Consider the following 14510-nt stretch of genomic DNA (forward strand, 5'->3'; position numbering starts at 1 on the left):
TGAATAGCCGAGTCCCTTGGGCAGCCTCAGACATGTTCGATCCAGCCAATCACTGCTTTGTCGTCCCCGCGTACGGCGAGTCGCCCCACTTGGCTGAATGCCTTGATTCATTGGCAGCCCAATCGACGAAATCCCGTGTCCTTGTTACGACTTCGACACCGAATCGCCACATCACGGACCTGGCGCGACGCCATGGAATCCATGTGCACGTCAACTTGCAGCAGGGTGGAGGAATCGGCGCCGACTGGAACTTCGCTCTCGCCCAGGCGCATGGCGAGTGGGTGACGCTGGCGCACCAGGATGACATTTATTACCCGGACTTCGGCAGCGAGGTACGACTGGCCCTGTCGCGCAACCCGGACGCGGTCCTAGCATTCTCCGGCTATGGAGAGATCGAGGGAAGCAGTCCCAGGCCCGCATCCCTGCTGCTCCTCATCAAGAAGTTCCTGCTGGAGTTGGGCTTTCTCGGGCGCTCACGCACGGCGTCGCGTTTTTCCAAGATCAACGCGCTACGGTTTGGATGTGCGATTCCGTGTCCAGCGGTAACCATGAAATCGGACAGCTTCCGATTTGACACGGAATTGAAGGTCGACCTGGATTGGGCTGCCTGGCTGGAGTTGGCCAGGACCCCTGGTGCATTCGTTTACATACGCCAATCGTTGATGCAGCACCGCGTTCACCCAGAAAGTGAAACTTCGACTGCAATTTCGACAGGCGTTCGGCTTGCCGAGGACGAAGCAATACTCAAGTCGCTGTGGCCTTCGTTCATCGCGCGTGCAATCCTCGCCAGCTACCGAATTGCCTATCGCAGCAACGACGCACCCGGAAAACCATGAACGTCTATCTGCTTGTACTCTTCACGACCTTGTGCACCATCTGCGGCCAACTGGTGCTCAAGCGAGCAGTGGACGGGCTCAAGCCGCTCCTGCAGACCGGAATGGTCGACTTCCTCTTCGGTGCAGCAACATCACCACTCGTGGTGATCGCGCTCAGCCTGCAGGTTCTGGGTTACGTCGCCTGGCTATTCGTGCTGTCTAAGGAAAAACTGTCAGTAGCATTCGCGCTCTCGGGCTCATCGTTCTACCTGCTGATGGCGGCCGCCAGCTGGTACTTCTTCAATGAGCGGCTGTCGAGCGGGCAGTGGCTTGGGCTGCTGATGATATCCGGGGGCGTGATCCTTGTGACCATGGCAAGGCAGTCCCCGGGCATCACCTAGAACCGCCCCCCCGGGCCGGATTCAAGATGCCGTGGTGGCGGCGATCAAAGCCTGATTTCGCAGACCCAGCCGCAACCCAGCAGCGGAAACCGGCGTTCCATGAAGTTCACGAACTTCTCGAACAACACGACCACGAAACGCTTGATGCCGGTGGATTCCTGGATCATCTCCGTGAACCTCGCGCGGTACGGCCGGATGGTCCATTCGCGGAATCCAGCCCTCTCGAAGATGGTGTGCAGCGTCTTGTACGAGTAGATCTGCAAATGATCCTTGTGCATCGACTCGCGACGAAAGACCCCGAGAATGGCGTTGTGCATGCTGCATGCGTTGGGAGTTGTGATGACAACCAGCGGATCGCCCGCCGAACAGTCCCGCTTGAGATTGCGCAGGAATGCAAGCGTATCGGGAAGGTGTTCGATCAACTCCCCTGCAACAATCACGTCCGGGTTGCCGTGCGCCTCCAGCACTGCTCCGAGTTCGTAGATATCGCCGAGGAAGATCCTGCTGTTCTCAGAAAGATTGAGCCCCTCGGCTGGCACCAGGGAAGAATTGTCGATCCCGACCACCTGCGCAGCAACCGCAGCCATTTCCTTGTGCAGCCAGTTGCGGGTATTCGACTTCGCCTTGTATGCGGTTTCATCCAACGCACCAAGGTCCATTACCCGCATCCCCCGAACCTTCCCAACCACATACTCGACCCGATCCACGGGAGGGAGCACGGCCAGTTTCTCTAGGGCTGAATAATCTAAGGTTTGCATATGCCTTGGCGACATGCCTGGAGCCTGCGAAACAACATGCGAGGGGGTGTCATTATGCATCGACGTGGCGACGGAAGTGGTTCGACACGCTAGCGGCCAGCAGGCATCCCCCCGAGAGCCTGATTTGACCGCATACCATCTGGGTTCTTCCTGGGCATCGATCCTGCGCAACGGTGTCCTGAGACTCCCCAGCTTTTTGACCGTTTCTCATGCATTCAAGCGTCTTGGCGATGGGAGGCAATTCGCGTCTTCGCCGCGTCGTTGACCAACCCTGGCGCGGCGCCACGCCTCATCCCGCCGATGTACCGTGGACCGCATTCTTTTACTATGCACATGGCGACCCCGCACTCACCATCGCCCGTTCGAACTTTGTCCACTGCGTGTACCACTTGCCACCGCCAGCGTTCTGAGACCTGCTCTCGCGGACAGAGCAACGCAGATGACGCCGTGGCCGAAAAAGCGAAAAGTACTCTATATGGTTGCGCAATCAATGAGCAAAAATGAAGTTCAAACGATTCACGTTGTGGTGCCCTGCTACCGGGCCCGCAGCCACATACTGGAAGTGCTGTCCGCCATGCCGGACCTGGTATCCATGGTCCATGTCGTGGACGATGCCTGTCCCGAGCAAACCGGTTCCCACGTGCAGGACAACTGCCGAGACCCGCGGGTCCGCGTGCATTTCAATGATCGCAACCTGGGCGTCGGCGGCGCCGTACTACGCGGCTATGAAGAAGCCATGGCGTGTAGTGCCGACCTCATCGTCAAGATCGACGGGGACGGACAGATGGATCCTGCTCTCATCCCGTCATTCATCGCACCGATTCTTCGTGGCACGGCGGATTACACCAAGGGAAATCGCTTCTTCGACCTGTCGAACATCCACCGGATGCCGCCGCTTCGGATCTTTGGCAATGCCGTGCTCTCCTTCATGGCCAAGTTGTCAACGGGGTACTGGGATATCTTTGATCCGACAAACGGATACACCGCCATTCATGCCAGCGTCGCGAAACGCCTGCCCCGGAACAAGATCAGCCAGCGCTATTTTTTCGAATCCGACATCCTGTTCCGGCTCAACACGCTCCGCGCAGTGGTCGTCGATGTCCCAATGGACGCCCGCTATGGAGAAGAGATCAGTAACCTGAAGGTCTCGCGCGTGGTCGGCGACTTCCTGCTCAAGCACGTCCGGAACTTCACGAAGCGCATCTTCTACAACTTCTTCCTGCGCGATCTTTCAATTGCGTCTTTCGAGCTGGTCGTGGGCGTGGTGATGATGTCGGGCGGTGCAACATTCGGAACCCTGAAATGGATCCAGTCCGCCCGGGGCGGATATGAAACGACGGCAGGCAGCGTCATGCTCGCTGCCTTGCCATTGATCATCGGCCTCCAGTTCCTTCTTGCTTTCCTCAGCTACGATATCGCCTCGGTGCCGCGACGCCCCATTCAAATGCCCAGAGAGCCGCATCCCCGAGCGCCCTCTCCGAATAGCTTTGACACCAGGTTGCCGTGACCGCAATGCAAACCAGGCCCAGACTGGCTTCCACCTGCCGAGAAGAAAGATGACCGTTTCCGCCAGTGGCGCGAATGGAGCGCCAGAGAGCCACCGGCAGGCCGACACAGCGAGGCGCAGGGAGGTGTTCTCGCCAACCACTCGGGCGATGCTTGCCGCGCTCCTGGTCCTCGTGGCTGCACTTTTAAGCGGCCTGGACGAAGCAAAGGTTTCCTTGCAGCTGGAAATGCGGTCCACGCCTGTCGGGAAGGGCGAGATTTTCTACGCGGATGCAGGGGAGCGGTATTCGCAGAAGTCCAGCAAGCCGTTCCCCCTCCAGGCCGACGGTCGCTGGCACAACTATGAGATACCGCTGCCATCTGTGCGCATGGAGCGGATCCGGATCGACCCGGGCAGCGGCAATGGCGCCGTGGAGGTCAGGTCGGTCGAAGTACGAAGCGGCAGCAAGGCGCTCCAGTTCAGCGGCCCTCAACTCAGGGACGCAGTTGGGGTGACGCACCATCTCCAACCCCGACCGGAAACCACGGGCGCACTGGGCTTCCAGTCGACCGGCCGGGATCCCTACTTCGAAGTCAGGCTGCCCGAGGCGATCGGCAAGACGTCACTCCTCCACCGGCTTGGGGTGCTTGTGGCGGCCGCAGGCCTGGCATTTCTTGGCTGGCTGGCCCTGGAACGCCTATCCGCCCTGTTCCGCCGTCATGTCCGGGTACCTTGCCCGGCCATTGTCCGCAGGATCTGCGAGGCCTGCAGCGACGATGACATCCTGCGCATCGATGGCGGGATCCTGGCGTCGTTCCTGGCGATCCTGCTGGCCGGATTGTTCTACGTGGCACTCGGCCTGAACCAGTCATCGCTTGGTTGGTGGGAGAACATATATCCGTATCAGCCCGTCCATCAGACAATCGACCTTGGAACGGCCAAGCGGATCAGGTCGGACGAATGGAACGTGCAAGCCCCCTGGGTACTCAACCAGGTACGCAACGGCAGTCCCCTGAACAATCCGAACGTGGGCGCCGAAGGCTCGCCGCTGATTGCGTCCTTGCCCGTGAGCGGTGCGATCGATCTTCCACAAGTGAAGTTCCTTGGCTTCGAGTTCCTCGGCGTCGATAGAGGCGTGTCCTGGTGGTGGGCTTACAAGACATTTGCCCTCCTCTGGTCGTTCCTGTGGCTCTGCCTGCTTCTGACACGCGGAAATCTTGCGGCATCACTGCTGGGTACAGCCTGGATCTACACCTCGTCGTTCACCCAGTGGTGGTTCTCAAGCAACCTGCCGGAGATCATGACGGCGTTCGCGCTCGGCGTGGTGGGCGCCATCTACGCCTTGTTTTCCACCCGACGGCGGATGGTCGCCGTGGGATGCGCGTTGATTGTGTATAGCGCAGCGAATCTCGTGCTCAACCTGTACCCCCCTTTCATCGTTCCCCTTGGCTACCTCGCAGTGGCGATCCTCGCCGGGTACGCGATCCAGCGACGCGGTACCGGAGCAGCTCTCCATGGCCTGCGCTTTCGATCGGCAGCCATCGCGCTGGCAGCGGTCGTCGTTGTAGCGTATGTCTGGATGTTCATGGCGACTGCCGCGGACTCCATCCAGGCGATGCTGCACACGGTGTATCCCGGAAAGCGCGTCGCAGGAAGCGGCGGCATTCCGTTTACCAAGGTCTTTTACGGATTTTTCGAGGGATTTCGCTTCGATGAATTCCATTTCCCGCCGTTTTCTTCGAATGCGTCCGAGACAAGCAGCTTCGTATTGCTCTTGCCCCTGGCTGTCCTGGCGATCCCCTTGGGGAGGTTGTTCCGCCGCGACAACGCGCTTCTGGTCGCCATTGGATGCGCCTGGTTGCTCACCGGGCTGTGGATACTGTTCAAGTTGCCCGGCCCAATCGAACGGATGATGCAGATCGCGGGCTGGTCGCTCGTGACCCCGAAACGTGCCGTGCTTGCATTTGGCGTCGGCTCCATACTCGCCTGCATCGTCCTGTTCGCGAAGATGCTGGAGGGACGTGAGCCGGCCTACCCGCGGGATGTCCGTCGCATGGCGGTGGTGGTGGTCCTGACGGGAGTGTGCGCATTTGGCTGGGGGTTGCACCAGGTTGATGCGGGATTCTTCACATGGCGGCTCCTGCTCGCAGGTGCGGTTGCCAGCACACTGGCCGGCGCCGGCATCCTCATGGGAAGGACATCCCTCCTGGCTGTCGGCCTGGCGCTGTTTGCACTCCCCACCTTGACAGTCAACCCGCTAGTCAGCGGCATTTCGGCCATCTCCGAAAAGCCCATCCTGAAGACCGCAGCCCGGCTTGGGGCCGGCCCCGACGTGAGATGGGCGGTCGTCGGAAACCCGACACTTGCGCAGGGCCTCAAGGCACACGGCCTGAAGGTCCTGGCGGGAACGCAATTCCTGCCGAACCGACAGGACTTCCACATCCTCGACCCCAAAGGCATGCATGAGGCCACGTGGAATCGATACGCCACGATCGGAATCGGATCGGATCCCCACGCGAAAACGCCGCGATTCACCAGGAGGCGTGGCGATCAATACACGATCACCTTGAACGTTTGCGGCGGGATGCTGCAGGCCCTAGGGGTCACCCATGTCGCGTATACGATGGCGGTACCGCCGGCCGACCTCGAATGCCTCACCCCACTTCCGGCTGATCCGGGAAGCGGGGTTGCGCTGTTCGCATTGAAACGCCAAGGAACCTACTGAGCATCTTCACTGCCTCCATGGGGAGAAGGCAGCTGGCATTCGCCTGTCAGTTGCGCGATGGAATGTTCCACATGATGTGGATCGAGCCAGTGGAATCCTTCCCCATCAGCTTGGGACCCATGCCCGCCGGCTGCATGAGCAGGTAATAGGTCGGTTTGCCTTCGGCGGAATAGACACTGTCGATGCGGCCCCCCGTCTCCTTCCCGGAATCCTTCTGGTAGCCGAGCGCTTCCAGGGACTCGCCGAACTGCTCGACCACCTGATCGAACTCGCCGCCCTGGATTTCCACGAGCACACGATGCCGAGGCGTCCCGCTGCCGCTGACGTCGAGGATGTCGTAGAGCACCTGGTGCGGGAAGTCGAACTTGACCCCCGCCGCGGCCAACGCGGCGACGCCGCGTTTGTCCTCAGGCGCTGGAACCGGCGATTGCCGCGATGGCGCCTGCGCCGCCGGCGCCTTGTGGCTGGATTCCGGGCTCGTCGGCGTCTGCGGCGCTTCCTGCTTGCCACAGGCAGCAACGGCAACAGCAATGGCAATGAACAGCGCAATCTTCTTCATCATGGCCTCATCTAGGTAACTGGATACCGCAGCGCCGCCAGCGCGGCAGACGCGTATTTTAGCGGCACGTGATGAACGTGCGGTCAGTGCGGTGCTGGCGCATCCCTGGGCGGGCTCGACAACTCGCAGCACAGGCTCGCCAGCGAGAGGTTGGGGTTGTATGCGGGGTCGGACGAAAGCTCGCTGCCCCACCGCCGCTGCATCAAGTCCACTTCGCGAGCGAAGCGCTGCTTCTTCTCGTCCGTGTCCTCGCTACCGCGCGACGCCGACTCGTGGTGGTAAAGCTCCGCGAATGGAGTCCAGATGTTGCGGTAGCCAGCGGCCTGCAGGCGCAGGCAGAAGTCGATGTCGTTGAAAGCCACCTGGAGCGATTCGTCGAGCCCGCCCACCTGTTCGTAGGAGGCGCGTCGCACGAGCAGGCACGCGCCCGTCACCGCAGAGAGCGACTGCGCCACGCGTGCGCGCCCACCGTGGCCGGGATAGCCCCGCGGCATGCCCGCGTACAGGTGCGCAGCGACGCCATGCACGCCCAGCACCACGCCAGCGTGCTGGATGGTTTCGTTCGGGTAGTACAGCATCGCGCCGACCGCGCCGACTTCGGGCCGCATCGCCTGCGACACCATCTCCTCGAGCCAGCCGGGTGAAATCACTTCGATGTCGTTGTTGACCAGGCCGATCACGGCGCCGTCGCACTGCCTTGCCGCCCAGTTGTTGATCGCCGAATAGTTGAAAGGTGAGTCGTAGCGCAGCACGCGCACGCGCTCGCGATGCTCGAGCTGCGACAGATAGGCCAGCGCCTCCGGCTCTGACGACTGGTTGTCCACCACCACGATCTCGAAGTCGGGATACGTGGTCCGCCCGAGGATGCTTTCGACGCACATCCGCAGCAACCCGACCCTGTCGCGCGTCGGCACCACCAGGCTGACCTTCGGCGCCTGTGCCGGCAGCGACCAATGCACGCGATAGTGGCCATGCGACAGTTCTTCGGCACGGGCGCCCGGATGGCGTCGTTCGAGGTGCTCGCCCACTGCGCGTGCGCCTGCCGATGACGCGTAATCCTTGGCATCGCGCGTGAGTGCCGTCGATCCGGGGATCGCACGCCAGTGGTACAGGACTTTCGGAACGTGCTTCACCTGCCCGGGCGCCAGGCGCTCGGTGCAACGCAGGATCAGGTCGTGGTCCTGGCTGCCTTCGAAACCCTTGCGGAAGCCACCAATGGCGCGCACCAGGTCGGCCTTGATGACCGTGAAATGGCACACGTAATTCTGGCTACGCAGGAGGTCGGGGTCGAAGTCCGGCTTGAAGTAGGGATCGAAGCGACGCCCGTCAGCGTCGATCTTGTCTTCATCGGAATAAAGCAGTTCGATGTCCGGGCCGGCGACGATCGCTTCCGCCATCTCGAGCAGGGCATGCGGCCGCAGTTCGTCGTCGTGGTCCAGCAACGCGACATGGCTGCCACGCGCGATCGCCAGGGCGCTATTGGATGCTTCCGAGATGTGCCCGTTGACCTCGCGCCTCACGACCTCGATGCGGTCATCCTCGTCCGAGTATTCCTCCAGCACCTCCATCACCCGCGCATCCGGCGAGGCATCGTCGACGATGCACAGCTGCCAGCGCGGATAGGCCTGCGCGATGACGCTCTCGATGCACCTGCGCAACCAGCGTTCCGGCGTCTGGTAGACCGGCAGCAGGATCGAGAGCAGCGGCGCCGTCGGTCCCAGCCGCTCGGCGCGCACACGCAACTCCTCCATGCGTTCGGTGGTGAGCGTGTCGTACCGTGCGACCCAGCTGGCGTAGTCGCCGAGGTCTTCGGGCAACAGGCGACGACGGTAATCGCGGTAAAGCATGTCGGTCGCCTGCGAAACGCCGCCGCGCAGCGCACTCATGACGAACCGGACAATCCGCCGCGCCAGGCCGCCTGGCGTGCGTGCGGTCGGGCCGAGCATCCGCCACAACGCCGCCCCGCGCGGCACACGGCGCAGGCTGAAGTCTTCGACCCGGAAGCGCGAAGGTGCCTGCGCCGGGCAGAAGCGGAGCCCGGTCACGTCGTACTTGAACAGCACCAGTGCGCCGATGCGGTTGTCATCATCAGGATCCGGCAGGGGGATCTGGGCGTCGCCGTCCGCGCCTTCTGCGTAGGTCGGGTAAAGGCAGGCAGTCGCGGCCATCTTTTCGGACGGTAACAATCGTCCGTCAAGCCAGTACCAGCCGGCGGGGAGACCGCCTTCCGACCCGGCAAGGGCCAGGGTGAAACACTCGCGCTCGCCGCTCGATTTCCATTCGGCGGATGCGCCATCTCCGATGCGGCTGAGATTGGCATCGGGCACCAGCCCCACCTGACGCGCCGCGGCGCCCGTTACCGGTGCGACTTTCCAACTCGCAACGCCCCCGCCGTGTGCGGCAGACAGGTCTGACATCAAGAATCTCCGGCTCTTCATGGCCGCGCCCGCGCAACCTGCACGAATGCTTGCCAAACAGCCGATAGCTTAGCCGCTGGCCGCTGTCAGTGACCTGTCCGGTTCACGCCGCGGACCGCCGGATCTCGGCCCCTGGCATGGCCCCGGCACCAAGGATCGATGCCAGCGCCTGCGACCACGGTTCCCTGCCCGCGCCTGCCAAGGTCCGGGAAGCGGCCAGTTCATGGGCTTGTTGCCGGATCCGCAGCGCCAGCGCGTCGTCGGACGCCAGCGTCGACATGGCCGCCGTCCAAGCCTCGGGGGTGTTCTCCACCAGCAGGCCGTGCACACCGTTCTCCAGCGTGCGTCCATATGGCCCGGCCGCGCTGTAGATGGCCGGCAGCCGAGCGAGTCCGTAATCGAGGAACTTGACGTCCGACTTGACCGCGTTGAACGGCGTATCCCGCAACGGCGCCAGCGCGAAGGCAGCACTTTCCGCCACCGTCCTGAACCAGGCCACGAACCGCGGATAGGTCGAGTATTCGCGCGGCACCTTGAGCTCGCGCGCACCCGGTAGCAGGCTGCCGCCGCCGACCTGGATCACTTCGAACGCGGGATGCGCGGCCAGGAATGTCTCGATCGCAGGCGCGATCATCGCAAGGTCGGTGGCATGGGAACGACTGCCCATGTACAGGATCCTCGGGACATCGGCCTCGAGCCCGAGGGACGCGAGGATCTGGCGCTTGCGCGCATCTGCGATCGGCGCGAGCCACAGCGCCGGATCCAGCGCGTTCGGCGCAACCTGCACGTTGCGGTTGTAGCGTTCGAGCCTTGCACGCATGCCGGGTGTACTGGTGAGCACGAGGTTGGCCGCGCGGATTGCAGATACGATCGCGCCTTGCTGTGCCATGTCGATGTCATGGTCGCCGTGGTCGTCCGGAAGGTCCCACAGCAGGTCGTCGATCTCGTAGATGAAGGGCATGCGCCGCGCCTCCAACTGGTCGAGCAACGCCCCCATCGACATTGCGGGCACTGCATCGCGCTGGATGACGAGGCCATCGAGCCGGTCGATGCCGCCAGCCAGCAACCAGCCGGCGTCGACCGTGCGCAACTCGTGCCCGGTCCCGGCGGCGGCGGCGGCGAATGGACGCAGCACCCGGATATGTGCCGTCGGCGGATGTTGTGCGCTGCCCTTGACCAGCAAGCCGATCCTCTTGCCGGCCCCTGCCTGCCCGATGTCGAGCAGGCGGGAATAGACCCGGCAATAACCGGCCGCCATCGATGTCGTATCGTTGCTGATCGCTTCGCCGGCCTGCCACGCATGCACGGCGCGCACGCGCTGCTGGAAGCCGGCAGCGTCCTCGACCGCTGCCAGCATGCAATCCAGCGCAGCGCGTGGCGTGGGCTCCTGGCGCAACAGCCAGCCGGCGCCGCTGGCCTTGATCCGTTCGCCCACGGCGCCAACGTCAACGCCTATCACCGGGATGCCGCAGGCCCACATCTCGGTCAGCGTATGGCACCAGGTCTCCGGCCAGATCGACAGCACGACACCGAAATGCGGAGCGATCGCCGCCACCTTCTTCGCGAAATCCTCTCGCTTGTAGTTGCCGTGGCGGATGCCGATCCCGTCCAGCCCGGGCCAGACATTGCCGAGGAAATGGAACTCGAAACGATCGCTGCCTTCGAGTTCGGAAATCTCCTTCAGCAAGGTCGCACCCTTCGCCGGCGAGATGTTGCCCGGAACCAGCACCCGGACCTTCGCGCCCCGTCCCGGACAGCGCGCACCGGCCCCCAATTCCTCGAAATCACGACCATGCGGGATCACCACCAGCTTCCCGGCCTGTTTCGGGAACGCGGCGGCAATCACGTCGGCGGCCGACGTGGCTGTCGTGACCAGCTGGTCACAGTCGTCCATGAAGGCGTCGAACATCTCTCGCCAGCGTCCGACGAAGGCATGCTTCAGCACCGGCAACTGCCCGGGCTTCCACAGGCCAATCTGGCAGGTCCCTGCGCCCTGGCTGCAGGTTCCACCGCAGTAGCGCAGGTTCTCGTCGAGCAGGTTCAGAGACGGGCACAACGAATAGAAGTCGTGCAGCGAGTACACCACCGGCACGCCGATCGACTTCGCCACCGATGCCAGTCCCAGGCCATGCCAGGCCACGTGCCGGACGTGCAGCAACGAGATCGAATGGCGATACAGGATGTCGAGCACGATTGCGTCGTATTCGTCGGATCGGTGCGTGACCGGCTCGATCGGTTGCGACAGCAACCGGTGTTCCAGCTCCACGAGCTGGCCGTCACGCAATGCATGCAGATGGAGGCTGTGCGCATCGCACCTCAGCAGGAAGCACTGGTAGTGCCCTTCCATGGCGCGCATCAGGTCGAGGTTGGTCTGCGGCGTGCCGCCGGTCTGGGTCGAGATGACGTACAGCATCCGCGGCAATGCGGCCCGCACATCCTCGGCGAGCAGCGCACCACGAACGCGGTGGCGCAGGTAGGCGAACTCGGCGTCACGGAACCGCTGCGTCAGCATGCCGTACTCGGGGAAGTCGGCATCGAGTTGTCGCCGGCCCGATGCTATCAGCGCCTGTTTCTCTTCACGGAAACTCTGCGAACGCTTGTGTGCGACGTAGGCCTTGTCGCATACAAGGTTGCGCCAGCCAGCATGGAGAGCACGCATGCAAAAATCGTTCTCCTCGCCATAGCCACGCGGGAACTTGGCTTCGTCGAAAGCGCCGATCGCCTCCAGCGCATCCCTGCGCATGTACATGCAGAAACCATTGCCCGTAGGCACTTCCGGCAAGCGGCCCGGACTCGCATTTCGCGCCGCGCGCGCCCAGCCCTCGACCTCCAGGTGCGGCGGCAGCGGATTGGCCTGCCCGATCTCCGGCACGGAGAATGCGCCTGCATTGTCGGAAAGCGCAGTAACGGTGGCGACGCGGCTGCGCGCATAGGCGGCGTAGCGCAGGCTGTCGAGCCAGCGGTCGGTCACTACGGTGTCGCTGTTCAACAACACGACATCGCGCCCCGGGCATAGCGAGATGCCGAGATTGACCGAGCGCGTATAACCGAGATTGCGCGGGTTGCGGTGCACCCGGAATGCGGTCTTTCCTTCGTACTGTCTCAGCAGCGCATCGATGCGAAGGTCGGTGCTGGCATCGTCGAACAGCAGCACATCGGCATCTCGCGCCAGGTGCCGTTCCAGCGATGCCACGCATTCGGCCACCGCCTCGAAGGCGTCATGGATCGGCACGACGACCGTGACCGGCCGGATGCGGTTTTCGCGATACTGGTCCAGGTAAGTGGACTGCAACGGCGCCGCACGACCGGCAACCGTCGTCCTGATGCCGTTTCCAAGCATCTCGCCGGAGGCCACGCTCCTGATTTCCACCTGCGTGTCGGCGGGCAGCAGGCCGCCCGGCCACGACAGGCTGAAACCCGCGACATCGCCGTCAATGCCCTTGGCCAACAGGTCCTTGCGCAGTTCCGAGGTCCGCATGGAGAGCCAATGACGCCCATCGAGGAGGACATCGAGTTCGACGGGGCGCCCCGGCGCCAGATCGTCGACCGCCCACCCGGACAGCCGGTCGGCCTCGAGCCGATCGAAATGACCACGCATCGGTGGCTTGGTCGCAACAAGCACTTCATGCACGAGCTTGCCCGTTGCGCTTCGCATCGTGAGTCGATGCGGGCGGCCATCCACGAGCCCGTCTGCACCAGACGGCATCGTCTGCAGCAAGGGGCGGATATCGTGCACGAAGCCGCAATCGAGCTGCCCTTCGGCAGCCAGCACGTCAGGTCTCGGATCGGTGGCATCGAGCGTGCCGAGCGACACGCCATCGAGCAGCAACTCGAACCGGTTGTCCTCGACATCCGCTGTTCGCCCTATGTACCAGCCCTTGAGCCGGATGCCATCGAGCCCGTCGATGATTCCGATCGAATGGTCTTCGCGCGCCGCCCGCGGTGCCTGCCCGGGGCGACGCATGCGCCAGAGACGCTGCAGCGGACGCGGCACTGGATTGCTGGAAGGTTGCTTGTCGATGGGAGATGACATCAGTCGCGCACTCGATCCCGGCGCGAAACACGCCGCTCCTGCACGAACATATGTCCCGGCGGTTACCGTTTCGTGACTCAGCCCGCGACACGCATGCCCGATTCGTCGTCCAGGCCGCACAGCCAGGCTTCCAGCAACGCCACGTCGACTTCGATGTCCTGGTCCAGCAGCCGCCCCGTATCGCGCGAGCGCATGCCTTCATGGGCCACGCAACGCAGTTCCTGGTAGGAAAGCCCGCAGCAGCCGGCGATCCGCCAGAAGAAAGTGTCGAACATGCGCGTCGGCGCCAGCGACAGCACCGACGTGCCGGGCCGGCTGAACATCGTCGTAGTCAACGCCGACCCCTGGATGCCGACCACATGGGACGCCTGCCTGAACAGTGCAACCTGTTCAGGCCATGGCAGCTCGTCCGGATAGACGGTTTCGAATCCGTGGCGGTGCAGGCAAGCCGAGACTTCGACCATGTTGCGCACGCAGCGCCCCTGCTGTTCCCGGCGCGGCAGGAACAGCCGTCGCGTCGCAACCAGCTCGCGTACGCCAAGCATTCCGATGATCTCGTCTGCAAACTCGCGTACCCGCGGCGACAGGTAAACATCGGTTTCGGCGAAACCGTCGATGACCAACAGCCGGCGCACCCGCACAGGGCGCGTGCAGTTCACCAACGGCATGTTCTCAGCGCTGATCGCCGCGGCAATCGCCCCATACAGGCCGACCAGGGCTGGAGGTGACCAGATCAACAACGCTGCCTGCCTGCCGGGCAACAGCTTCCGCACCAGCCAGGCGCTGGGCATGATCTCGGCAAGCACATGGCCGTAGCAGGTGCCGCCGGGGCGCATGCAGAGCACGCCTTCCATGTCCAGGAACGGCGCGGCATCGCGATCGCTTGCGTGGCGTTCCGCCGCACCGGCAATCGCCTCGCGCGAGAACTTCTTCGCCGTTGCCTCCACGACCGACCCATCACCGCGGAAAACCAGCCCGTTGTGGGTTACCAACGCATCGTCAATGGCGACGATGCGCAGGTCCCGCTCGGGCCAGGATGCCCGGCCCCATGCTTCCTGCTGGCTGCGGGCGATCACCGGATGCAGCGGCTCGCCGAGCACCATCGGAATGGGAAGCCTCAGCGCCGGCGATTGCCAGCTGGAGAGGACGCGGTCTGTCATGGCTGTATCACGGTTCGGGTCGGCGCGTGCACCGGTGCCCGCAAAGTTATTACCCCGCGATTTCCATTTCATGACCATTTGGCTCGTCGCCTGGGACGAACCGTTGGCAGACCGGTTACTTCCGGGTGTCCGTCGTCATGCAACCGTCATCGTGAC

General features: G+C 63.2%; 10 protein-coding genes. 5 read left to right on the plus strand and 5 right to left on the minus strand.

Annotated elements, in window-relative coordinates; translation table 11 throughout:
• The first annotated feature begins 32 nt into the window (after positions 1-32).
• Positions 33-836, plus strand: a complete 804-nt coding sequence (locus ACTJIL_RS12480) for a glycosyltransferase family A protein (RefSeq protein ID WP_440755947.1) — start codon at positions 33-35, stop codon at positions 834-836.
• Complete coding sequence (locus ACTJIL_RS12485; RefSeq protein ID WP_440755948.1) at positions 833-1216, plus strand: EamA family transporter; 384 nt, start codon at positions 833-835, stop codon at positions 1214-1216. Before ACTJIL_RS12480 ends, ACTJIL_RS12485 begins: the two co-directional genes overlap by 4 nt.
• A gap of 44 nt (positions 1217-1260) precedes the next feature.
• Here the strand turns inward: ACTJIL_RS12485 and ACTJIL_RS12490 are convergent, their stop codons facing one another.
• Positions 1261-2034 (minus strand): methyltransferase domain-containing protein, encoded by a 774-nt coding sequence (locus tag ACTJIL_RS12490; RefSeq protein WP_440755949.1) that lies wholly within the window; start codon positions 2032-2034, stop codon positions 1261-1263.
• Between the two features lie 379 nt (positions 2035-2413).
• Here ACTJIL_RS12490 and ACTJIL_RS12495 point away from each other — a divergent pair, with 379 nt between their 5' ends.
• The gene (locus ACTJIL_RS12495) at positions 2414-3481 is read left to right on the plus strand and encodes a glycosyltransferase family 2 protein (protein ID WP_440755950.1); all 1068 of its coding nucleotides are present in this window, start codon (positions 2414-2416) and stop codon (positions 3479-3481) included.
• A gap of 148 nt (positions 3482-3629) precedes the next feature.
• Positions 3630-6185: a DUF7657 domain-containing protein gene (locus ACTJIL_RS12500; RefSeq protein WP_440755951.1), complete on the plus strand. Its 2556-nt coding sequence runs from the start codon at positions 3630-3632 to the stop codon at positions 6183-6185.
• Between the two features lie 46 nt (positions 6186-6231).
• On the opposite strand, the gene ACTJIL_RS12505 is transcribed toward ACTJIL_RS12500, so the two are convergent.
• The 3 genes from ACTJIL_RS12505 to ACTJIL_RS12515 all read right to left on the minus strand — a co-directional run bounded on the left by ACTJIL_RS12505 (position 6232) and on the right by ACTJIL_RS12515 (position 12639).
• A complete protein-coding gene (locus tag ACTJIL_RS12505; protein WP_440755952.1) occupies positions 6232-6744 on the minus strand; it encodes a hypothetical protein in 513 nt (170 codons plus the stop codon).
• A gap of 83 nt (positions 6745-6827) precedes the next feature.
• On the minus strand, positions 6828-8912 hold the full coding sequence (locus ACTJIL_RS12510; RefSeq protein ID WP_440755953.1) for a glycosyltransferase family 2 protein: 2085 nt from the start codon (positions 8910-8912) through the stop codon (positions 6828-6830).
• A 352-nt stretch (positions 8913-9264) separates the two neighbouring features.
• Positions 9265-12639, minus strand: a complete 3375-nt coding sequence (locus ACTJIL_RS12515) for a glycosyltransferase family 2 protein (RefSeq protein WP_440755954.1) — start codon at positions 12637-12639, stop codon at positions 9265-9267.
• 9 nt (positions 12640-12648) lie between these two features.
• Between ACTJIL_RS12515 and ACTJIL_RS12520 the strand changes: the two genes are divergently transcribed.
• Complete coding sequence (locus ACTJIL_RS12520; protein ID WP_440755955.1) at positions 12649-13191, plus strand: hypothetical protein; 543 nt, start codon at positions 12649-12651, stop codon at positions 13189-13191.
• Between the two features lie 80 nt (positions 13192-13271).
• Here ACTJIL_RS12520 and ACTJIL_RS12525 read toward each other — a convergent pair whose 3' ends face one another.
• A complete protein-coding gene (locus tag ACTJIL_RS12525; protein ID WP_440755956.1) occupies positions 13272-14426 on the minus strand; it encodes a glycosyltransferase family 61 protein in 1155 nt (384 codons plus the stop codon).
• Positions 14427-14510 lie beyond the last annotated feature (84 nt).

The sequence above is a fragment of the Luteimonas sp. 22616 genome, from assembly GCF_052044325.1.
Taxonomy (GTDB): Bacteria; Pseudomonadota; Gammaproteobacteria; order Xanthomonadales; family Xanthomonadaceae; genus Luteimonas.